Here is a 21,206-nt window from a genome sequence, read left to right as displayed (position 1 = left end):
GGACGCTCCCTCGGAATGGACCTTCGCTCAGAAGGTATAGCCGATCTTGCCGCCGAAATTCGTCAGGCCGCGATTCTCGATGCAGAGCCCGGCATTCGACATGTGCTCGACCGTCGCCATGATGCTCAGGTGCTCGGTGATGCGGAAGCCCAAAGCCGCCGCCTCGCGGAACAGCGGGTTGCAGCCCAGCGCGTTGAAGCCCGGCGGCAGCAGCGCCTTCGGCCCGGTCTTGCCGTCGTGGAAGCCCGCGCCAAAGAAGCCTTCGAGGAAGACCACCCGGTTGAAGGTCTCGGGGAACAGGTCGACCGTCCAAGTGGCGCCGAGATAGCCGTAGCTGGTGCGGCCGCCGAAATTGTAGCTGCCGCCGGCGGTCGGGCGCGGCACGAAGGCCTGCCAGAACGGATCGATGCTCACGAGCGGCTTGGCGAACAGGATCTCGCCGTTGATGTTCGAGGTGTTGCGCTCCGCGCTCCCGGGATCCTGCACCGAGCCGCCGATGCGGACCTCGGAGACGATGCTCATGGGCGCCACCGGGGGGGCGTAGGCGACGGGCGCGGGGGCCCGGCTCACGAGATCCGCCGCGCTCCCCGGATGGCCGGCCAGGGCGGTCGCCGAGAGGGCGAGCGCGCCGACGAGGGAGCGGAGGGATCGAGCGATCATGCGGTGCAAATCCGGTTGTACCGTCCGTGACTAGCACGGGGTCCGGAAGGCCGGCAGTCGGCGCCGCGCCTCGCCGCCGCGAAATCATCCCGCCCCGGGCCGATCCGGGGCCTGTGCGGCGTTCACGCCACAGTGGCGCTCAGGCCGAGCGCCACCAGACCACGCCCATGATCAGGAGAATCGCCAGGAATTGCAGCAGCACGCGCAGGCGCATCAGGCGCTGCGAGAGGTTGGCGCTGCCGCCCCGCATCATGTTGGCGAGGCCGAGAAACAGCACCAGCGCCACGGCGAGGCAGGCGATCAGGACGAGCGTGTTCGAGGACATGGGGCCGGATGGTTCGGGACGGATGCGCGTGCGCGCACCATAGACGCGCCCGCCCCCGAGGGGCAGGGGTCGGCCCTGCTCAATTGCGCCGCAGCAGGCGCTCGAAATAATCGAGTTCCTCGCGCGGCCGGGTCGGGTCGCCGAGCTTGCGCCGCAGCTCCTCCATGATGCGCCGCGCCCGCTGCACCGCCGACTCGTCGGCGGTGGGCACGCGCACGCGCCCGTCCGACATGTCGCGGCCCCGGGTCGGGCGGCCGAGGGGGTCGTCGTCGCGGGCGCCGGCCTGGCCCTGCTGCCCGGGCTGCTGACCGCCCTCCTGCTCGCCCTGGCCCTCGCCCTCGGCCATCTCCTGCGCCTGCTGCTGCATGCCCTCGGCGCCGCGCTTCAGCCCGTCGAGGGCGCGGCCCTGCGCGTCGACCGCCTCGCCCTCCTTGCCCTGGCGGAGCGCGTTCTCGGCCTGCCGCATGGCGTCCTCGGCGTCGGAGAGACCCTCCTCGCCGCGCATGCCGTTCTCCTTCATGCGCCGCTGCAGGTCCTCCAGGCGCTGGCGCAGGGCCTGCTGGCGCTCGCCGACGCTGCCGCTGCCCGACCCGCCGCCGCTGCCCGGGCTGCCCTGGCCCCGCTGGCCGCGCTGCTCCTCGCCCTGGCCCTGCTGGGCGCCCTGGCCGGGATCCTTGCTCTGCCCCTGGCCGCGCTGGCCCTGCTGCTCGCCGCGCTGCTGCGGGCGCTGGCCGCCGCGCTGGCCCTGCTCGGCGCCGCGCTTCTGCTGGCCCTCCTTGAAGGTCTCGTCGCGCAGGTCCTGCTGGTCGCGGGCCATCTGGTCGAGGTCGCGCATCTGCTTGCGCATCTCGCGGGAGGCCTGGTCGGACTTGCCGCCCTGCTCGGCGGTCTGCAGGTTCTCCAGGATGTTGCGCAGCTGCTCCATCAGGCGCTGCGCCTCGGCGGTGTCGCCGCGCTTCATCGCCTCGGCGAGGTCGTTCAGCATCTTGTCGAGATCGTCCGGCGTGACGGTCTTCGATGATTGCTGGCCCTCCTTCTGGCGCTCGCCGGGCTCCCGCGGCTCCCGGCGCTGCTTGTCGGCCAGCTCCTTCATGAATTTCGAGAGGGCCTGCTTCAGGTCCTCGGTCAGGCGCTTGATCTCCTCGTCCGGGGCGTTGCGCTCAATCGCCTCCTTGAGCCGGTCCTGCGCCTGGCGAAGCTGCTTCTCGGCGTCGGAGAGATCGCCGTCCTCGATCTTGAGGGCCATCTCCCACAGGAGGTCGGCGACCTCCGTCAGCGCCTCGTCGGTGCCGGCCTGCCGCAGGCGGCGGGCGGCGGTCTTGAGGCCGAGGAAGATCGCGGGCTGGGGCGTGAACTGGTCCGGCGCGATGAGCAGGGCGTCGAGGGCGGTCTGCACCCGGCGGCGCTCCTCGTCCGGCGCCGTCACGAGGCGGCGGCGCTCCTCGGCGAGGGAGCGGGCGAGGGGATCCTTGAAAGGGCGCGCCGGCAGCGTCATCTCGACGGGCGCGGTGCGGCCCTCTTGCCCCGCCTCGTCCCTGACGACGATCGTGAAGCGGATGCGCGCGCCGGACCAGGGATTGTCGGTCAGGTCGACCAGCGTCTTGGTGTCGGCCTCGCCGCTCGCATCAGCGGGCAGCGCCAGCGCGATCTTCGGCGGCGGCACGAGCGAGCGGCCGGGCTTCAGGGGCTCGACGAGCCCTTCCGCCGCGCTGATCCCGTAGTCGTCCTTGGCGCGGTAGGTCAGGTTGAAGGTGCCCCGGCCGTTCACCTCGGGGCCGCCGACGCTGCGCACCTCCGGCGGGTTGTCGGGGATCGCCTCCACCACGAGGCGCTGGTTCTGGCCCCCCGCCGCGATGGCGAGCTCGGCCAGCGGCCCGACGACCTGGAAGCGGTCCTCGCGCAGGTCCGCGCGCGCCTCCTTGCCGGGCAGCGGCTTGAGGCCTGGATTCGGCGTCAGCGCCGCCTGGCCCTCGCCGGCGATGCGCACGATCAGCTGTGAGTTCACGGGCGCGCGCAGGCGCTGCTCGGCGCCGTTCATCGTCACGATGAGGGGCGGCATCCGGGTGTAGAGGGGCGGGTCGATCCAGCCGTCGACGCGGAAGTTCGGGCCGGCGGCCGGCGGCTCGCGCCAGTCGAAGGCCGTGCCGATGCGGTCCCGCCACTCGGAGCCGGCGACGAACAGGCTCGCCACCGCCGCCACCGTGAGCGCCGCGCGCAGGGCGTAGGGGTCGTGCCGCACCATCATCGGCCGCGGCAGGCCGACCTGCAGCCGCGCCACCGCCTCGGCCGCCCGCCGCTGGTGGAGCGCCCAGAGGGCGCGGGTCGCCGGGTCCTGCGTGCCGACGGCGAGCGTGTCCTCGATCGCCCGGGCCGGGCCGTGGGCGAGCGCGCCGTCGCGGGAGGCGGCCTCGCGGTCGATCCGGGCGAGCGCCTCGCGCCGGTCCGGCCGGCCCGTGCGCAGCAGCGGCAGCAGCGCCGCGGCGAGGGCGAGGGCGAAGGCGGCGAGCCCCGCCATCCGCCAGGGGGGCGAGAGGTCGAGCCAGAGGCCGAGCCAGGAGGCGGCGAGGACGGCGAGGAGAACGCCGAGCCCCCGCCACAGGACGGGCCAGGCCCGCTCCCACAACCCCGCCGCGCGGGAGCGCGCGACGAGGCGGTCGAGGCGCGCACGCATGTCGGTCGCACGCATGTCGGTCCCGGCCGGTCTCGGAGAATCCATGCTCACGCGCGTCGTCGTCCCGTGCCCCGCCCGTTCCTGCCGCAAGGTGGCGCGCTTTCGTTGGCGCATCCACCGCCCGTCCAGGCTAGCATGCTGGGACAGACGGGCGCATTTGGTCAAATGCGCCCAGGCCGAGGCTCTCCTCACCGTCGCGCCGTCTGTTCAGGAATGGATGGCGGGCCTATGAGACGGTTGCAGGGGCAACGGTGGGGTGCCAAGCTGATGACGACCGGAGCCGAGGCCATGCCGACCTACCGCCTTCGCGTCGCCTGGCGGGAGCGGAACGGCATCGTCCGATCCCCGGTGAGCGACGAGGGAATCGAGGCGCCGAGCCTGCGCGAGGCCATCGCCGTCGCCCTGACGCGGTCCCACCAGCTCCTCGCCGCGGACACCAACCTCGCCTGGATCGTCGATCCAGACGGGCACGTCGCCTGGACGCTGCGCATGGACGAGGGCAGCGCGGTCGCCGTCTGACGGGCGCCGCGTTATCGTCGGACGAGACGCGGCGAGGGCTCCCCAGATGCCATCCGACGACGCACAGCAATTCGCGAGCGACAATTACTCCGGCATCTGCCCCGAGGCCTGGGCGGCGATGGCGGAGGCGAACCGGGGCCACGCGGCTGCCTACGGCGAGGATGCCTGGACGGCGCGGGCGGCGGACGGTTTCCGCGCCCTGTTCGAGACGCCCTGCCAGGTCTTCTTCGCCTTCAACGGCACGGCGGCGAACTCGCTGGCGCTCGCCTCCCTCTGCCAATCCTACCACAGCGTGATCTGCGCCGATTCGGCCCATGTCGAGACGGACGAGTGCGGCGCGCCGGAATTCTTCTCGAACGGCTCGAAGCTCCTCACCGCCCGGACGACGGGCGGCAAGCTGACCCCGGAGGCGATCCGCGCGTTCGCCACGAACCGCAGCGACATCCACTTCCCGAAGCCCCGCGTCGTCACGATCACGCAGCCGACGGAGACGGGGCAGGTCTACAGCCTCGACGAGTTGCGGGCGATCTCGGCGACCTGCCGGGAGCTGGCGCTCAGCCTGCACATGGACGGGGCGCGCTTCGCCAATGCCTGCGCGAGCCTGAAGTGCAGCCCCGCCGCGATGACGTGGCAGGCGGGCATCGACGTGCTCTGCTTCGGCGGCACCAAGAACGGCATGCATGCGGGCGAGGCGGTGCTGTTCTTCGATCCCGATTTCGCGGAGGATTTCGGCTACCGCTGCAAGCAGGCGGGCCAGCTCGCCTCGAAGATGCGCTTCCTCGCCGCGCCCTGGGTCGGCATGCTGGAGAGCGGGGCCTGGCTCGCCAATGCCCGCCACGGCAATGCCTGCGCCGCCCGCTTCGCGCAGGCCGTCGCCGGCCTGCCCGAGGTCGAACTGATGTTCCCGGTCGAGGCGAACGCGGTGTTCCTGCGGATGCCGTCCGCCCGGATGGAGGCGTTGCGGGCGCGGGGCTGGCGCTTCTACACCTTCATCGGCGGGGGCGCCCGCTTCATGTTCGCCTGGGACGCCGACCCGGGCCGGGTCGACGCGCTGGCGCGGGACCTGCGGGCGGTGGCGCTGGACGAGGCGGCCTGAGGGTCGCCTGCCGGACGCGGGAGGGCTCGACGCCATGACGCTCACAGGGCTGTCCGCCTTCCCGATCACGCCGGCCGCCGCCGACGGCCGGGTCGACGAGACCGCCCTGCGCCGGCTCGTCGAGCCGCTCTGCGCAGCAGGCGTCGACTCGGTCGGCCTGCTCGGCAGCACGGGAACCTACGCCTATCTCACCCGCACGGAGCGCCGCCGCGCCCTCGATGCCGCCCTCGACCTCGACGTGTCGGGGGGCCGGGTGCCGATCCTCGTCGGAATCGGCGCCCTTCGGACCGACGAAGCGGTGCGCCTCGCGCAGGACGCCAGGGCGGCCGGCGCCGCCGCCGGGCTCCTGGCTCCCGTCTCCTACACGCCGCTCACCGAGGACGAGGTCTTCGCGCACGTCGCCGCGGTCGCGCGGGAGGGCGGCCTGCCGGTCTGCCTCTACGACAACCCGGCCACGACGCATTTCCGGTTCACGCCGTCCCTTGTCGGGCGCCTCGCGGATGTCCCCGGGATCGTCGCCCTCAAGAGCCCGGCGCCGGACACGCAGGCGGCCGGGGATTACCTCGCCGCATGGCGCGGCGTCGTCCCGAACGGGTTCTCGCTCGGCGTCAGCGGCGACTGGAACTCCGTCGAGGCGCTGATCGCCGGCGCCGACGCCTGGTACTGCGTGATGGCGGGCCTGTTCCCGAGGACCGGCCTGCGGATCGTCCGGGCGGTTCGGGACGGAAACGCCGCGGAAGCGCGGCGGCTGAACGCCACGCTCGCGCCGCTCTGGGACCTGTTCAAGGCGTATTCGAGCCTCAGGGTGATGTACGCGAGCGCCGACCTGCTCGGCCTCTGCCGCGCCGAGCCGCCGCGCCCGATCCTGCCGCTGACCGGCCTGCCCCGGCAGCAGGTCGCGGACGCGCTGCGCAGGCTCGATCTGAGCTAGGGGCGGGGCTCAGCCCACGGCCTTGCGGCTCGCTTCCGCCAGAACCTCCTCGCCCCACGGGTTGAGGCTCTTCCCGGCCAGCCTTGCGGCCAGCGCCGCGCGGGCATGCACCTCCGGCGCCACGCGCAGCATCACCTTGCCGGAATAGGGTTTCTCCGGGGCCTTTCCCACCGCTTCGCACGTCGCGACATAGTCCTCGACCGCCTCGTGAAAGGCTTCGGTCAATCCGGCCACGGTATTCGCGTGGAAGCCGACGACGTCGTTGATCCCGGAGAGTTGCCCGACGAAGAGGCCATCATCCGGGTCGAACGCGACGCGGGCGTGGAAGCCCCTGTAGGCCATCGTGTTCACGGCTTCACTCCGAGCTTGAGCAAGAACTCGCGAGCGGCACGCACCTGATACCGCTTCGCTTCCTTCGCAGGGTGCGGGCGATGAAAGCTGGCGATGATGCGTTGCTTCTCGAAGCGGACGCGAGATCCGGCCCCTTCGACGCGTTGGTAACCCACCGCCAGAAGCACAGCCTCGACATCCTGCCACGCGATCGCCCGTTAGGCCGGATCGGGGAAGACGGCCTGCAGCCGTTCGCGCCTGCCTCGCGTCTCTGCATCGCCTCCCAGGCAAGCCTATCATGCGAGTCAGACGAGGGCAGCAGGAACACAGGGAAAGTCGGCCGCCTGCTCAGCCCAGCCAGTCCGGCACCCGGTCGAGGCCGATCAGGTCCTCGTAGCTCTGGCGCGGGCGCACGATGGCCGCGTCGGCGCCGCGCACCAGCACCTCCGGCACGAGGCGGCGCGTGTTGTAGGTGCCGGCCTGGACCGCCCCGTAGGCGCCGGCCGTCATCACCGCGATCAAATCGCCAGGCGCCACCTCGGGCATCTCGCGATTGAGGGCGAGATAATCCCCCGTCTCGCAGACGGGGCCGACCACGTCGGCGACGATGCGGGGGGTGTCTGGCGCGGGCTCCCGCACCGGGCGGAGCGCGTGGAACGCCTCGTAGAGGGTCGGGCGGATCAGGTCGTTCATCGCCCCGTCCACGATCACGAAGGTGCGCCCCTCGGAGTGCTTCACGAAGATCACGCGGGTGACGAGGATGCCCGCATTGCCCGAGATCATGCGGCCGATCTCGAAGACGGGGCGCAGGCCGAGCGGCCGGAAATGCGGGCGCAGCACCGCGGCGAGCGCCGCGGGGTCGGGCGGGGGCGCGTTGTCGTCCCGGTAGGGGATGCCGAGGCCGCCGCCGAAATCGATGTGGTGCAGGTCGTGCCCCGCCGCCATCAGGTCGCGGGCGAGGTCGGCGAGCAGCCGGGCCGCGCTGTCGAAGGGCGCGAGGTCCGTGATCTGGCTGCCGATATGCATGTCGACGCCCGAGACCCTGAGGCCCGGCAGCCGCGCGGCCTCGGCGTAGACGGCGGGCGCCCGCGTGATCGGGATGCCGAACTTGTTCTCGTATTTGCCGGTCGAGATCTTGGCGTGGGTGCCGGCGTCGACGTCCGGGTTCACCCGGATCGAGACCGGTGCGGTCAGGCCGAGGCTCGTCGCCACCGCGGAGAGGGCGGCGAGTTCGGGCTCGCTCTCCACGTTGAAGCAGAAGATGCCGGCCCGCAGCGCCGCCTCCATCTCGTCGCGCGTCTTGCCGACGCCCGAGAAGACGATCCGCTGCGGATCGACGCCGGCGGCCAGCGCCCGGCGCAGCTCGCCCTCCGAGACGATGTCCATGCCTGCGCCCGCGCGGGCGAGGGTGCGCAGCACCGCCTGGTTCGAGTTCGCCTTCATGGCGAAGCAGACGAGGGCGTCGTCGCCCGCGAAGGCGTCGGCGAAGACGCGGTAGTGCCGCTCCAGCGTGGCGGTGGCGTAGCAGTAGAAGGGGGTGCCCACCGTGTCGGCGAGGCCGGTCAGGTCGACGTCCTCCGCGTGCAGGCGGCCGTCGCGGTAGTGGAAATGATGCATGGCAGCGGCCGGCGCGGGGCGGGTTCGGGTCTCGGGGATGTGGGGGGGCGGGGGCCGGGGCGCGAGCCCGCGCCGATCGTCCCCTAGAGCAGCGGATCGAGGAGGAAGGGCTGCCTGGGTACCGTGTAGCCGCGCCGCGCGCCGCGCCCCGTCGTCTGCGGCGCCTCGGTGCCGCTCGGCGGGATGGCGGAGAGGGGCAGTTCGTCGCCGGCCTGGACCGCGGCGGGATCGGGGGAGGCGGCGCCGTTGCCGAGGCCGATGCTCGTCGGCAGCGAGCGGGCGCTGGCGGGCGCCTGGGGGCCGCCGGCCACCGGGCCGGGCCGGGCGGCGCCGTCCGGCGGCTCGAGCGCGCCGCGCCGCCCGCAGGCCGAGACCGCCAGGGCGATCGCGCCGGCCGCGATGAGGAGCTTCAGGGAGCGGGAAGGCAGCATCGACGCGGGTCCGGCACGCTTGGCGGTTTCGCCCGGGGGGCGCTCCACCTTAGCCGCAGGCGATAGCCGAGACGAGCGCGCGGGCGCAACAGCCGAGCTGAAGCCCCGCGCGCCGATCGCTCAGCCCCGCGTGTTGCCGGCGCCGGGCTGGGTCTTCTGGTAGGCGTCGATCGCCCGGCGGCAATTCTCGGAGAGCTTCTTCCAGTTCGTCTCGAAACAGGCGTCCGTCGCCGGATCCTCGGGGGCGAGGTTGCCGCAATAGGTCAGGTAGTCGCCCGTGCAGTACTTCTTCAGCGTCTCGTTGCCCCGCTTCGTCTGCGGCGCGGGGTCGGCGAGGGCCGGGGCGGCAAGCGCGGCGGCGAAGCCGAGCGCGAGGGCGAGGGACGGGAACTTCGAGGCCATGAATGGACGGTCCTGGTCGATCGAGAAACGAATGATGCCCCGATGATGCCACTCGATGGTCGAAACAAGGCACGGGGCGGTGATCCGGTGTCGATGCGGCGGCCTTCAGGTGCGGGTCCGCACGCTCAAGGCAGCGCCCGGGCGCGGCGACGTCATGATCGCGCCGCCGCGGGGAAGGCGTCGACGCTGGGCAGGCGCTCCCGCCCGGCCACGGCGTCGGCCACCTCGGTGATGCGCCGGCGCAGGTCGGCGTTCTCGCGGGCGATGTCGGGGCCCGCACCCTCGCCGCGATCGGACAGGGATTGCGCGAGGGCATCCTCCGCGGCGGCGAGGCTCGCCCGCAGCGCCTCGCGCTCGGCGAAGAGCTCCGCGTGCTGCCGGCGCAGGTCGGCGACGGCCGAATCCACCGCGAGCGGCTCGGGCTTGGCGGCGGCGTCCGCCTCGGCCGCCCGCTCGGCCGCGGCCCGGGCCGCGTCGCGCTCGTGGCGGGTGGCGATGAGGTTGTCGAGAAGCTCGCAATGCGCCTCCTCGAGGGCGTGGAGCGTCGCGAGCCCCGTCGCGCCCTCCGAGCGGGCGGCGTCGAGGTCGCCCGAGAGCCGCACGATGTCGCCCCGGGCCGCCGCGATCTCGCCGACGCGCTCGGCGAGCGTCGTGTCGCGGGCCTCGACCAGTTGCGCGAGCTTGGCGACCTCCATGCTGCGCGCGCCGATCTCGGCCATGTCGGCGTGGCGCTTGGCGAGGGCGGCCTCGACCCGGCGCTCCAGCCGGCGCTGCTGCACGGCGAACTGGGCGCGCAGGAAGTCCTTCTCCGCCGCGATCTCTCCCGAAGAGAGCGGGAACATGGCCTCGACCCGGCGGCGGGCGAGCCGGGCGGCGCGCGCGTTGACCGCCGGCAGCACGAGCAGGATGCACAGGCTCGCCGCCAGGAAGCCGAGCGCGAAGATCAGCAGGGTTTCGATCACGCGGGCACGCTCATCGATCGGACAGGCCTCCGCGGCCGGGTCCCGCCTCGCGGGCCCCGTCGCGGCCGAACCCCGTCTTTAACCCATCTTCGCGCGCAGCGGGCAAGTTCCGCAATGCGGCCGGGCGGGATGCCCCTGCGCGGGGCGCGGCGCGGCCTCAGAACGGGTTCCAGGTTGGCCGGCTGGTGAATTTCAGGTAGCCGACATTGATGCCGAGCCGGGCCCCGACGCCGCTGCGGATCGGCACCACGACGATCCCGTCCGCGGTGGCCGCCGTCATGCCGAAGCCGCCGACGAGATAGGCCGAGCCGTCGACGCCGCCGAAGCGGCGGTAGAGGTCCTGGACCGAGGTCAGGTTGTAGACGAGCATCATGGTGCGCGCCCCGTCGCCGCCCACGTCGAAGCCGAGCGTCGGCCCCTGCCAGTAGACCCGCCGCTGGCCCGCGTTGCGGGTGTAGAGCGTGCCCTCGCCGTAGCGCAGGCCGCCGACGATGGCGCCGGAGGCTTCCTGGCCGAGGATGTAGCCGTTCGGCTCGCCCCAGCGGCGGCTCGCCTCCTGCACCGTGAGGGCGAGGCCGCGCGAGACGGTGCCGAAGAAGCGGTGCCCGGAATCGACGATCTCGGCCGGCCGGAAGGAATCCGGGTTGCCCGGGTCGTCGCCCGGCCGGGCGAGCGCGGCGACGGGGCCGAGGGCGAGGGCCGCGCCCGCGGCGAGGGCGCCCGCCAGGATGCGGCGCCGGTCGGAATCGTGGTTTCGGTCTGGCTTCGACATCGGTTCCTCCTCGCTCGCCATCGGGCGTTCCGAGCGGTCGGGCTTCGGCGCCCGGCGGCGGGATCCGCCGGCCGCCTCCATCCCGCCGGCCCCATTGTGGCGAAATGCCGGGTCGTCGGGCCCGCCGCGGCGTCGCAGGCCGGCGGCGGGATTGCCAGCGCCCCCGCGCTGCGCTCGAAGGCGGCTGGCCGGGCGCGACCTGATTCGGCGAGTCTGACGCGAAATTTTGCAGGATGTGGTTAACGCGCCGTCAATGCTTCGTGATCATCGCCGCGGCGGCCGGCCGGCCCGCGCGGGCCGGGGGCGGGCCGGAGGCGGAGGAGCGCCTGCGCCGTCTCCCCGCGCTCGCGCCGCTGGCCCTGCACGGCTACGACGCGGTGAGCTACTTCCTGCCCGGCGGCCCCGTCGCCGGGCTCCCGGCCCATGAAGTCGCCTGGGCCGGGCGGAGCTGGCGCTTCGCGAAGGGCGCCAACCGCGAGGCGTTCCGGCGCGATCCCGAGATCTACGCGCCGCGCCTCGGCGGCCACGATCCGGTCGGCGTCGCGCAGGGGCGCATCGTCGATGCCGATCCCCTCGTCTTCGCGATCCTCGATGCGCGGCTCTACCTGTTCCGCGACGCGCAGCGCCGGGCGCGCGCCCTCGCCGAGCCGGAGATCCTGGGCCGGGCCGAGGCGGGCTGGCCGGCCCTGCGGCCGCTGATCGAGGACCCGCCGGGCTAGAGCCCGTCCGCCGAATGCGGCCGGATCAGCGGCCCGCGATCCGGCAGGCCGACGCGGGCGGCGTAGCTCCGGTCGCCCAGCGCCGCGAAGGGCCCGTTGCGGTAGGAGAGGGCGTGGCGCCCGTAGATCATCGGCCGGCCCGTGGGCGTCAGGGTGCAGCCGCCGGCCACGGTGAGGACGTGGTCGCCGGCCGCCGTGTCCCATTCCATGGTCGGGCCGCAGCGCACGTAGATGTCGGCCTCGCCGGAGGCGATCAGGCAGAATTTCAGGGCCGAGGCGGCGCCGCGCCGCGCCCCGATCGGCAGGGCGGCGAGGCAGGCCTCGGTCTCGACGTCCCCGTGGCGGCGGCTGACGAGCGCCACGAGGCCGCTCGCCGGGGCGGTGCGCACGCGGATCGGGCTCGCCTCGTCCGGGCGGCCCTCCCGGATCGGCGCCTCGCTGGGCTGCGCCCCCGCGAACCAGACCCGGCCGAGGCCGGGCGCGGCGAGCGCGGCGGCGACGGGCCGGTTGCCCGCGATGAGGCCGATATTGACCGAGTATTCGGGGTTGCCGGCGAGGAAGTCGCGCGTGCCGTCGAGGGGGTCGACGAGGAAGAACAGGTCGGCCGGCGGCGCGTCGTGGGAGGTCTCCTCGGCCACGACCGGGATCTCGGGAAAGGCCTGGGCGAGGGATTGCAGGATGTGCTGCTCGGCCGCGAGGTCGGCCACGCTCGAGGGCGAGCCGTCCGGCTTCAGCACGTGCGGGCAATCGCCGCCATGGTGAGCCCGCAGGATCTCGCCGGCCTCGCAGGCGATCCCCGCCAGCGTCGCGGCGATGCGGTCGCGTTGCGGCTCCGTGAGCGTCATCGGGCCGTCATGCCCGAGGCGTTCGCGCTTGTCGACCCGAGGCGGCGGGCGACGCCGCCGCTTTTCAAAGCGGGATGCGCCGTCTATCCGTGCGGCATGGGCCCTCGCGGCGCGAGCCGGCGGCCCGAGCCGACACCCGATGAACCACGCGCGGAGCGCGCCATGACCACCGTGAATCTCGATTCCCTCGACCTCTCGGCCCTGCTCTGCTCCCGCGTCTGCCACGACGTGATCAGCCCGGTCGGCGCGATCGTCAACGGGCTCGAGGTGCTGGAGGACGACAACGACGCCTCCATGCGCGACTTCGCCCTGGATCTCATCCGCAAGAGCGCGCGGCAGGCCTCGGCGCGGCTGCAATTCGCCCGCATCGCCTTCGGCGCCGCCGGCTCGGCCGGGGCGGCGATCGACCTCGCCGACGCGGAGAAGGTCTCCCGCGGGATGTTCGCGGACGACAAGACCCAGCTCACCTGGAGCGCGCCCCAGGCCCTGTTCCCGAAGAACAAGGTCAAGCTCCTGCTCAACCTCGTCATGATCGCCACGAGCGCGATCCCGCGCGGCGGCCTCATCGACGTGAAGGTCTCCGGTGACGGCGAGGCGCCGACCCTCCTCTTCAAGGCCAAGGGCTCGCACGCCCGCATCCCCGCCCATGTCGAGGAGCTCATCGCGGGCCGCCCGGAGAGCGGCACCGTCGACGCGCATGGCATCCTGCCCTTCTATGCCGGCCTCGTGGCCCGCGCCGCGGGCATGAGCGTGCGCTTCTCGATCGAGGGCGACGAGGTGACGATCCTCGCCGAGCCGGTCTCGGCCTCCGCCGAGCCCGAGGCGCCGGCCCCCGCCGCCACGCCCGAGGATGCGCGCCCCGCCGACAGCGAGCCCTCGGACACGCAGCTGGCCTGAACTACCCCGCCGCTCCCGTTCGGCAGAGGTCGCGGGCAGGGCTCGCGCACCGGGCGAGGATCGCGGTCTCTCCGGATTCGGCGAATCCCCACCCCTCTCCCGAACGGGAGAGGGGAGACGCGCTCAGCCCCGACGGCCCCGTGAGCGTTTTCGTCTCTCGCCGCCCACGCGGCCTGCGCCTCTGTGCGCGCACCCGTCCGGCCGGCCCGGAACCAGCCCCGGCGCCCCTTCCGCTCGCGATCCGTCAACCGAAACCGCTCACGGAGACCGCCTCGACGGCCGGTCGCCGGGTGCTTGCTGCAACGGTTCTCTAACCCATCCCGGTCACATTCGGTGAAGTACGAATACCGTGCGGATCTCGAACCGAGCACTTCCGATGGACGACTTGCTGCGTGAGTTTCTGACCGAGAGCAGTGAGCATCTCGACACTGTCGACACCGAACTGGTGCGGTTCGAGCAGGATCCCAACAACCAGCAGATCCTGAGAAACATCTTCCGCCTCGTCCACACCATCAAGGGCACCTGCGGCTTCCTCGGCCTGCCGCGCCTCGAGGCGCTGGCGCACGCCGCCGAGACGCTGATGGGCCGCTTCCGGGACGGCCTGCCCGCCACCGCCGCCTCGGTCACCCTGATCCTCTCGACCCTCGACCGCCTCAAGGCGATCCTCGCCGATCTCGAGGCGACCGGCACGGAGCCCGCGGGCTCCGACGAGGACCTGATCGGCGCGCTGGACAAGATGTCCGAGGGCACGGTCGAGGCCGCTCCCGCCCCGGCGCCGGTGGCGCCGCCGCCCCTGCCGGACCCGGTGGTCCGCGAGCTGAAGCCCGGCGAGGTCTCGCTCGACGATCTCGAGGCCGCCTTCCTGGCCGCGCCCGGGCCGGACGAGTTCGCGCCCGAGCCCGTTCTCGCCGAGCCCGCCTTCGCCAAGCCCGCCGTCGCCCCGCCCGCCGTGGCGGAGCGTCCCGCAGCGCCCGCTCCGGCACCGGAGCCGGCCCCCCCCGTCGCCGCGCCCGCGAAGGCGGCCACCCCCGAGGCCCCGGCCGCCGAGGGCGAGGCGGCGGTGAGCAAGGTGCAGACGATCCGCGTCAACGTCGACACGCTCGAGCACCTGATGACGATGGTCTCGGAGCTGGTGCTGACCCGCAACCAGCTCCTCGAAATCGCGCGCCGCCACGACGACACCAGCTACAAGGTGCCCCTGCAGCGCCTCAGCCACGTCACGGCCGAGCTGCAGGAAGGCGTCATGAAGACGCGCATGCAGCCCATCGGCAATGCCTGGCAGAAGCTGCCGCGGGTGGTGCGCGACCTCTCCTCCGAACTCGGCAAGCAGATCGACCTCGTGATGCAGGGCGCCGAGACGGAGCTCGACCGTCAGGTCCTGGAGGTCATCAAGGACCCGCTCACCCACATGGTGCGCAACTCGGCCGACCACGGCATCGAGGGCGCCGCCGAGCGCAAGGCCGCCGGCAAGCCCGCCCGCGGCACCATCCGGCTCGCCGCCTATCACGAGGGCGGCACGATCACGATCGAGATCTCCGACGACGGCAAGGGGCTCGACCTCTCCGCCATCCGCCGCAAGGCGGTCGAGCGCGGCGTCGCCTCCCAGGCCGACATCGAGAAGATGACCGACGCGCAGGTCGCGAAGTTCATCTTCCACGCCGGCTTCTCGACGGCCAAGGCCGTCACCTCGGTCTCGGGCCGCGGCGTCGGCATGGACGTCGTCAAGACGAACATCGAGACGATCGGCGGCGTCATCGACATCAACACGCAGCTCGGCCGCGGCACCACCTTCACGATCAAGATCCCGCTGACGCTGGCCATCGTCGCCGCCCTCATCGTCAAGGCGGGCGAGAACCGCTTCGCGGTACCCCAGGTCGCGGTGCTGGAACTGGTGCGCGTCGACAAGAGCACCGGCCAGCGGGTCGAGCGCATCAACGGCTCGCCGGTGCTGCGCCTGCGCGAGCGCCTGCTCCCGATCGTCACGCTCACGGGCCTCCTCGGCCAGAGCGACGGCGCCGAGGTCGATACCGGCTTCGTGGTCGTGGCCCAGGTCGGCCGCCAGCGCTTCGGCATCCTCGTCGACGAGGTCTTCCACACGGAGGAGATCGTCGTGAAGCCGATGTCCTCCAAGCTCCGCCACATCCCGCTGTTCGCCGGCAACACCATCCTCGGCGACGGCGCCGTGGTGCTCATCGTCGATCCGAACGGCGTCGCCCGGCAGGTCAGCCAGAGCGCCCAGGCCGGCTCGATCCCGGTCGAGTCCGAGGTCGAGGAGACGGAAGCCGGCGACGCCAAGGCGACGCTCCTCGTCTTCAAGGGCGGCAACAGCACCTTCAAGGCGGTGCCGCTCTCCCTCGTCACCCGGCTCGAGGAGATCGACGCCTCGAAGGTCGAGTGGCTCGGCGGGCGCCCCCTCATCCAGTATCGCGGCCGCCTGATGCCGCTGGTGCCGGCCGACGAGGCGATCACGATCCGCTCGGAGGGGACGCAGGCGCTCGTCGTGTTCTCGGACGGCGAGCGGGCGATGGGCCTCGTCGTCGACGAGATCGTCGACATCGTCGAGGAGCGCCTCGACATCGAGATCACGGCCGAGCGCTCGGACCTGATCGGCTCCGCGGTTCTGCGCGGCCGGGCGACCGACATCATCAACATCGCCCACTTCCTGCCGCTCGCCTACGACGACTGGGCGCGCGGCCCGAAGAAGGCCGAGAAGCGCGGCTCGACCCTGCTCCTCGTCGACGATTCCGCCTTCTTCCGCGACATGCTCACCCCCGTCCTCAAGGCCGCGGGCTACGCCGTGGTCTCGGTCGAGAGCGCGGAGCAGGCGCTCGCCGCCCTCCAGGCCAATGCCCGCATCGACGTCGTCGTCACCGACCTCGAGATGCCGGGCCGCAGCGGCTTCGACCTCGTGGCGGCCATGCGCGGGGCCGACCAGCGCCTCGCCGGGCTGCCCGTCATCGCCCTGACGGGCTCCGTCGGCGCCGACGCGGTCGAGCGCGCCCGCTCGCTCGCGATCAGCGACCTCGTCGCCAAGTTCGACCGCTCGGGGCTGATCGCGGCGCTCGCCGAGGTCGACGCGGTCACCCTCGCTCAGGCGGCCTGAGCCCGCTTTCCGGAGTACGATCATGATGCAGGCCGCCAACACCAACGCCGATGCCGGCGCCACCACCGAGTTCGTCACCGTCTTCGTGGGCGAGACCATGTTCGGTCTCGCCATCAACCGGGTGCACGACGTCTTCATCCCGGCGGGCGTCACGCCGGTGCCGCTCTCGCCGCCGGAGATCGTCGGCCTCCTCAACCTGCGCGGGCGCGTCGTCACCGCGCTCTGCCTGCGCCGCCGCCTCGGCCTGCCGCCGGCCGAGACCGAGGGCAACAAGATGGCGATCGGCCTGGAGCAGGGGGGCGAGACCTTCGCCCTCGTGGTCGACGGCGTCGGCGAGGTGCTGAAACTCGGGGCGGACACCCACGAATCCGTGCCAATCAACCTCGATGCCCGCTGGCGCGACCTCGCGCTCGGCGTGCACCGCCTCGACGGGCGCCTGCTCGTCATCCTCGACGTCGACGCGCTCCTCGCCTTCGGCGGCGAGCGGCGCGGTTCCGTCGCCGCCTGATCGATCGGACAGCGTGAGGAGTACCATGAAGACCTGTCTCGTCGTCGACGATTCCGCCGTGATCCGGAAGGTCGCCCGCCGCATCGTGGAGACGATCGGCCTCCGGGTGATCGAGGCCGAGGACGGCGCCAAGGCGCTCGACCATTGCACCGAGGCGATGCCCGACGCGATCCTCCTCGACTGGAACATGCCCAATATGGACGGCTACGCCTTCCTCCGCGCGCTGCGTCAGGCGCCGGGCGGGACGGCGCCGAAGGTGCTCTTCTGCACCACCGAGAACGACGTCGGCGCGATCGCCCGCGCGCTGCACGCGGGCGCCGACGAGTACATCATGAAGCCCTTCGACCGGGACATCCTGACGGCGAAGCTGGAGCAGGTCGGCCTCGCGGAGGCGAAGGCGGCCTGAGCCTGCAACCCGGGGGCGGGCACGCCCCCGGCACCGACCCCGTCACGCGTATTGAAGGCGTAACCCCCCCCATGCTGGCAGCCACCGCCACCCATCCGCCCGCGCCGGGGGGACATGCCGCGCCGGGCCGGATCAAGGTCCTCATCGCCGACGACTCGGCCGTGGTGCGCGGGCTCGTGGCCCGCTGGATCGGGGAGGCGGGCTTCACCGTGGTCGGCACCGCCGCCAACGGCCGCATCGCCCTGGAGATGATGGCCCGCCACGACCCCGACGTGGTGCTCCTCGACATCGACATGCCGGAACTCGACGGCACCCAGGCGCTGCCGCTGCTGCTGGCCAAGAGCCCCGGCCTCCAGGTCGTGATGATGTCGACGCTGACGACCCGCAATGCCGACATCTCCCTGAAATGCCTCGCGCTCGGCGCCGTCGACTACCTCGCCAAGCCCGAGAGCAACCGCGGCGTCACGACCTCGGACGCCTTCCGCGTCGAGCTGATCGAGCGCGTGCGGGTGTTCGGCGCCGCCCGCGCCCGCCGCCGCGGCCCCCCGCCCGCGCCCGCGCCTCTGCCGGGGGTGCCCGCCGCGCCCGCCCCGCTGCCGCCGCGCCCCGCCGCGCCGATCGCCCTGCGCCCGCGGACCCGCACGGCGGCGCCGCCGAAGGTCTTCCTGATCGGCTCCTCGACCGGCGGCCCCCGCGCCGTCGGCGAGGTCCTGGAGAAGATCGGCGCGGCCACCCTGCGCCGCCTGCCGGTGCTGATCGTGCAGCACATGCCGCCCGTCTTCACCGCCGTCTTCGCCGAGCATCTCGGGGCCCGGGTCGGGCTGCCCTCGGCCGAGGGCAAGGCGGACGAGCCGCTCCAGCCCGGCCGCATCTACGTGGCGCCGGGCGGGCGCCACATGCGCCTCCACGGCGGCGGGGGCCGAGAACCGGTGATCCGCCTCGACGACGGGCCGCCGGTCAATTTCTGCCGCCCCGCGGTCGACGTTCTGTTCCAGGACGCCGCCGCCCTGTTCGGGGCGGCCACCCTCTCGGTGATCCTCACCGGGATGGGCTCGGACGGCACCAACGGCGCCCGCAGCCTCGTCGAGGCCGGCGGCGCGGTGCTCGCCCAGGACGAGGCGACCAGCACCGTCTGGGGCATGCCGGGCAGCGTCGCCAAGGCCGGGCTCGCCCAGGCCGTGCTGCCGCTCGGCGAGCTCGGCCCGGCGCTCCGCAACCTGATCACGGGGCAGGGCGCATGACCGAGCTCGAGTTCGACTTCCTGCGCGGCTACCTCAAGCAGCGCTCCGGCCTCGCCCTGACCGCGGAGAAGCGCTACCTCGTCGAGAGCCGGCTCGGGCCGGTCTGCCGGCGCTTCGGCCTCGCGAGCCTGCGCGACCTCGTCGGCGCCCTCAAGGTCTCCCGCGACACCGCCATCGAGCGCGCCGTCGTCGAGGCGATGACGACGAACGAGACCTTCTTCTTCCGCGACCGGGTGCCCTTCGACCTGTTCCGGGAGACGCTGCTGCCGGGGGCGCTGACCCGCCGCGCGGCCCAGCGCCGCCTGCGGATCTGGTGCGCCGCCTCCTCGACGGGCCAGGAGCCCTATTCCCTGGCGATCCTCCTGCAGGAGGCGGCTCCCCGCCTCCAGGGCTGGCAGGTCGAGATCGTGGCCACCGACCTCTCCACCGAGGTGATCGAGAAGGCCCGGCTCGGCCTCTACAGCCACTTCGAGGTCCAGCGCGGCCTGCCCGTGCAGATGCTGCTCAAGTACTTCACCCAGGTGGGCGAGCAGTGGCACATCGCGCCCTCGATCCGCAGCATGGTCGATTACCGGCAGCTCAACCTGCTGAACCCGTTCGAGTCCCTCGGCCAGTTCGACATCATCTACTGCCGCAACGTGCTGATCTACTTCGACGCGCCGACCAAGGCCGACGTGCTCGGCCGGCTCGCCGGCTGCCTCGCGCCGGACGGGGCGATCCTCCTCGGCGCGGCCGAGACCGTGATCGGCCTGACCGACCGCCTCGCGCCGAACCCGGAGCACCGGGGCCTCTACGGCCACCCGCCGGGCGCCCGCATCGCCGAGGCCGCCCCGCGGCCCCTGCGCTTCGCCGGCCTGCGCTGAGGGCAGGGGAGGGCGGCGCCCGCCGCCCGCTTCCGCCGCGCCGCCACGCTGGCGGGCAGGACCCGGCCTCCCTAACTGCCGCCTCAGCGGGGGCGGCAATCGGGAAGGATCGGACATGGCAGGCAGCGCACTCATCGTCGGCGCGAGCGGCATCGTCGGCAGCGCCACGGCCGAGCTGATGGTCGCGCAGGGCTGGGAGGTGGCCGGGCTCGCCCGCAATCCCGGCGACCAGCCCGGCGTGCGGCCGGTCGCGGCCGATCTCCAGGACCCGGATTCGCTGGGTCGCGCCCTCGCGGGCCTGCGTCCGAGCCACGTCGTGCTGGCGACCTGGGCCCGCCGGCCGACGGAGGCCGAGATGATCGCGATCAACGCCGCGATGGTGCGAAACGTGATCGCTGCGCTCGCCCCCGCAGGCACGATCAGGCACGTCGCCCTCGTCACCGGCCTCAAGCATTATCTCGGGCCGTTCGAGGCCTACGGGCAGGGCCGCGTGCCCCAGACCCCCTTCCGCGAGGAGCAGGGCCGGCTCGACATCGACAACTTCTACTACGCGCAGGAGGACGCCGTCTTCGAGGCCGCCGCCCGCGACGGATTCAACTGGAGCGTGCACCGCCCGCACACGATCATCGGCAAGGCCGTCGGCAACGCCATGAATATGGGCACGACGCTCGCCGTCTACGCCACGCTCTGCCGCGAGACCGGCCGCCCCTTCCGTTTCCCCGGCTCTGCCGCCCAGTGGAACGGCCTGACCGACATGACGGACGCCCGGATCCTCGCCCGCCACATCCTCTGGGCCTCGACGAATCAGCAGGCCGCCAACGAGGCCTTCAACGTCGTCAACGGCGACGTCTTCCGCTGGCGCTGGATGTGGGGTCGCCTCGCGGACTGGTTCGGCATCGAGGCCGCGCCCTTCGACGGCACGGTCCGCCCCCTGGAGGAGCAGATGGCGGGGGACGCGCCCCTCTGGGCCGGGATCGCGGCCCGCCACGGGCTGGCCGAGCCCGATCTCGCCCGCCTCGCCTCGGCCTGGCACACGGATGCCGATCTCGGGCGCCCGATCGAGGTCGTCACCGACATGAGCAAGAGCCGCCGGCTCGGCTTCCTCGACTACCAGCCGACCGACGACGCCTTCTTCGACCTGTTCGCCCGGCTGAGGGCGGACCGGCTGATCCCGTAGGCTGAGCGTCCCCGGACACGAAAAAGCCCCGCCGAGGCGGGGCCGTTCGCGAGGGGAGGGGACCGGCCGGATCAGACGGCGATCCGCTCCTCGCCGTCGACGGGCTCGCGCAGCACGTAGCCGCGGCCCCAGACCGTCTCGATGTAGTTCTTGCCCTGGCTGGCATTGGCGAGCTTCTTGCGCAGCTTGCAGATGAAGACGTCGATGATCTTCAACTCGGGCTCGTCCATGCCGCCGTAGAGGTGGTTGAGGAACATCTCCTTCGTCAGGGTCGTGCCCTTCCGCAGGCTGAGGAGTTCCAGCATCTGGTACTCCTTGCCGGTGAGGTGCACCCGCGAGCCGGAGACCTCGACGGTCTTCTGGTCGAGGTTGACGATGAGGTCGCCCGTCGTGATGACCGATTGGGCGTGGCCCTTCGAGCGGCGCACGATCGCGTGGATGCTGGCGACGAGCTCGTCCTTGTGGAAGGGCTTGGTGAGGTAGTCGTCGGCGCCGAAGCCGAGGCCCTTCACCTTGTCCTCGATGCCGGCCATGCCGGAGAGGATCAGGATCGGGGTCTTCACCTTCGCGACGCGGAGCGACCGGAGCACCTCGTAGCCCGACATGTCGGGCAGGTTCAGGTCGAGCAGGATGATGTCGTAATCGTAGAGCTTGCCGAGATCGACGCCCTCCTCACCGAGATCGGTGGTGTAGGTGTTGAAGTTCTCGGACTTGAGCATCAGCTCGATGCT

The 21,206-nt window shown here is 72.5% G+C and carries 23 protein-coding genes; 11 read left to right on the top strand and 12 right to left on the bottom strand.

Annotated features, from left to right (window positions below; translation table 11 throughout):
* Positions 1–27 precede the first annotated feature (27 nt).
* The 3 genes from E1J50_RS04285 to E1J50_RS04275 form a co-directional block, all read right to left on the bottom strand.
* Positions 28–660 carry an acyloxyacyl hydrolase gene (locus E1J50_RS04285; protein ID WP_132250761.1) on the bottom strand — a complete coding sequence of 211 codons (633 nt, stop codon included), beginning with the start codon at positions 658–660 and terminating at the stop codon, positions 28–30.
* Between the two features lie 139 nt (positions 661–799).
* Positions 800–985, bottom strand: coding sequence for a twin transmembrane helix small protein (locus E1J50_RS04280; RefSeq protein ID WP_109890937.1), 186 nt, complete (start codon positions 983–985; stop codon positions 800–802).
* A gap of 79 nt (positions 986–1,064) precedes the next feature.
* Complete coding sequence (locus E1J50_RS04275; protein ID WP_132250759.1) at positions 1,065–3,701, bottom strand: TIGR02302 family protein; 2,637 nt, start codon at positions 3,699–3,701, stop codon at positions 1,065–1,067.
* A gap of 222 nt (positions 3,702–3,923) precedes the next feature.
* Between E1J50_RS04275 and E1J50_RS04270 the strand changes: the two genes are divergently transcribed.
* The 3 genes from E1J50_RS04270 to E1J50_RS04260 are packed head-to-tail and all read left to right on the top strand — an operon-like array spanning position 3,924 to position 6,202.
* On the top strand, positions 3,924–4,175 hold the full coding sequence (locus E1J50_RS04270; protein WP_132250757.1) for a hypothetical protein: 252 nt from the start codon (positions 3,924–3,926) through the stop codon (positions 4,173–4,175).
* A gap of 46 nt (positions 4,176–4,221) precedes the next feature.
* Entirely contained in the window at positions 4,222–5,271 is a 1,050-nt protein-coding gene (locus E1J50_RS04265; protein ID WP_132250755.1) for a threonine aldolase family protein, read from the top strand.
* A 34-nt stretch (positions 5,272–5,305) separates the two neighbouring features.
* Positions 5,306–6,202, top strand: a complete 897-nt coding sequence (locus E1J50_RS04260; protein WP_132250753.1) for a dihydrodipicolinate synthase family protein — start codon at positions 5,306–5,308, stop codon at positions 6,200–6,202.
* Positions 6,203–6,211: 9 nt separating this feature from the next.
* Here E1J50_RS04260 and E1J50_RS04255 read toward each other — a convergent pair whose 3' ends face one another.
* The 7 genes from E1J50_RS04255 to E1J50_RS04225 form a co-directional block, all read right to left on the bottom strand.
* Positions 6,212–6,553 (bottom strand): type II toxin-antitoxin system HicB family antitoxin, encoded by a 342-nt coding sequence (locus E1J50_RS04255; protein ID WP_132250751.1) that lies wholly within the window; start codon positions 6,551–6,553, stop codon positions 6,212–6,214.
* Complete coding sequence (locus E1J50_RS27960; RefSeq protein ID WP_132250749.1) at positions 6,550–6,744, bottom strand: type II toxin-antitoxin system HicA family toxin; 195 nt, start codon at positions 6,742–6,744, stop codon at positions 6,550–6,552. Before E1J50_RS27960 ends, E1J50_RS04255 begins: the two co-directional genes overlap by 4 nt.
* 136 nt (positions 6,745–6,880) lie before the next feature.
* Positions 6,881–8,149 (bottom strand): diaminopimelate decarboxylase, encoded by a 1,269-nt coding sequence (gene lysA, locus E1J50_RS04245; RefSeq protein ID WP_132250747.1) that lies wholly within the window; start codon positions 8,147–8,149, stop codon positions 6,881–6,883.
* Between the two features lie 83 nt (positions 8,150–8,232).
* A complete protein-coding gene (gene lptM, locus E1J50_RS04240; RefSeq protein ID WP_132250745.1) occupies positions 8,233–8,580 on the bottom strand; it encodes an LPS translocon maturation chaperone LptM in 348 nt (115 codons plus the stop codon).
* A 120-nt stretch (positions 8,581–8,700) separates the two neighbouring features.
* On the bottom strand, positions 8,701–8,982 hold the full coding sequence (locus tag E1J50_RS04235) for a 3',5'-cyclic-nucleotide phosphodiesterase (RefSeq protein ID WP_132250743.1): 282 nt from the start codon (positions 8,980–8,982) through the stop codon (positions 8,701–8,703).
* Between the two features lie 152 nt (positions 8,983–9,134).
* Positions 9,135–9,944, bottom strand: a complete 810-nt coding sequence (locus E1J50_RS04230) for a coiled-coil domain-containing protein (RefSeq protein ID WP_132250741.1) — start codon at positions 9,942–9,944, stop codon at positions 9,135–9,137.
* A gap of 157 nt (positions 9,945–10,101) precedes the next feature.
* Positions 10,102–10,716, bottom strand: coding sequence for a DUF1134 domain-containing protein (locus E1J50_RS04225; protein ID WP_132250739.1), 615 nt, complete (start codon positions 10,714–10,716; stop codon positions 10,102–10,104).
* Positions 10,717–10,976: 260 nt separating this feature from the next.
* Here E1J50_RS04225 and E1J50_RS04220 point away from each other — a divergent pair, with 260 nt between their 5' ends.
* Complete coding sequence (locus E1J50_RS04220; RefSeq protein WP_245516423.1) at positions 10,977–11,435, top strand: YHS domain-containing (seleno)protein; 459 nt, start codon at positions 10,977–10,979, stop codon at positions 11,433–11,435.
* Here the strand turns inward: E1J50_RS04220 and E1J50_RS04215 are convergent.
* The gene (locus tag E1J50_RS04215; RefSeq protein ID WP_132250737.1) at positions 11,432–12,280 is read right to left on the bottom strand and encodes a 3'(2'),5'-bisphosphate nucleotidase CysQ family protein; all 849 of its coding nucleotides are present in this window, start codon (positions 12,278–12,280) and stop codon (positions 11,432–11,434) included. The two genes, E1J50_RS04220 and E1J50_RS04215, sit on opposite strands and share 4 nt — an antisense overlap.
* 162 nt (positions 12,281–12,442) lie before the next feature.
* Between E1J50_RS04215 and chpT the strand changes: the two genes are divergently transcribed.
* From chpT to E1J50_RS04180, 7 genes are all read left to right on the top strand, one after another.
* Entirely contained in the window at positions 12,443–13,177 is a 735-nt protein-coding gene (chpT, locus tag E1J50_RS04210; protein ID WP_132250735.1) for a histidine phosphotransferase ChpT, read from the top strand.
* 376 nt (positions 13,178–13,553) lie between these two features.
* Positions 13,554–16,280, top strand: a complete 2,727-nt coding sequence (locus E1J50_RS04205; RefSeq protein WP_132250733.1) for a hybrid sensor histidine kinase/response regulator — start codon at positions 13,554–13,556, stop codon at positions 16,278–16,280.
* Positions 16,281–16,305: 25 nt separating this feature from the next.
* On the top strand, positions 16,306–16,788 hold the full coding sequence (locus E1J50_RS04200; protein WP_132250848.1) for a chemotaxis protein CheW: 483 nt from the start codon (positions 16,306–16,308) through the stop codon (positions 16,786–16,788).
* 25 nt (positions 16,789–16,813) lie between these two features.
* Positions 16,814–17,194: a response regulator gene (locus tag E1J50_RS04195; RefSeq protein WP_132250731.1), complete on the top strand. Its 381-nt coding sequence runs from the start codon at positions 16,814–16,816 to the stop codon at positions 17,192–17,194.
* Between the two features lie 71 nt (positions 17,195–17,265).
* On the top strand, positions 17,266–18,435 hold the full coding sequence (locus E1J50_RS04190) for a protein-glutamate methylesterase/protein-glutamine glutaminase (protein WP_132250729.1): 1,170 nt from the start codon (positions 17,266–17,268) through the stop codon (positions 18,433–18,435).
* The gene (locus E1J50_RS04185) at positions 18,432–19,298 is read left to right on the top strand and encodes a CheR family methyltransferase (RefSeq protein WP_132250727.1); all 867 of its coding nucleotides are present in this window, start codon (positions 18,432–18,434) and stop codon (positions 19,296–19,298) included. Before E1J50_RS04190 ends, E1J50_RS04185 begins: the two co-directional genes overlap by 4 nt.
* 115 nt (positions 19,299–19,413) lie before the next feature.
* The gene (locus E1J50_RS04180) at positions 19,414–20,475 is read left to right on the top strand and encodes an SDR family oxidoreductase (protein WP_132250725.1); all 1,062 of its coding nucleotides are present in this window, start codon (positions 19,414–19,416) and stop codon (positions 20,473–20,475) included.
* Positions 20,476–20,546: 71 nt separating this feature from the next.
* Here E1J50_RS04180 and ctrA read toward each other — a convergent pair.
* The coding region (gene ctrA, locus E1J50_RS04175; protein WP_132250723.1) for a response regulator transcription factor CtrA at positions 20,547–21,206 on the bottom strand (660 nt) is incomplete at its 5' end.

The sequence above is a fragment of the Methylobacterium segetis genome (assembly GCF_004348265.1).
GTDB lineage: Bacteria > Pseudomonadota > Alphaproteobacteria > Rhizobiales > Beijerinckiaceae > Methylobacterium > Methylobacterium segetis.
This window is presented reverse-complemented; position numbering and strand designations above follow the sequence as displayed.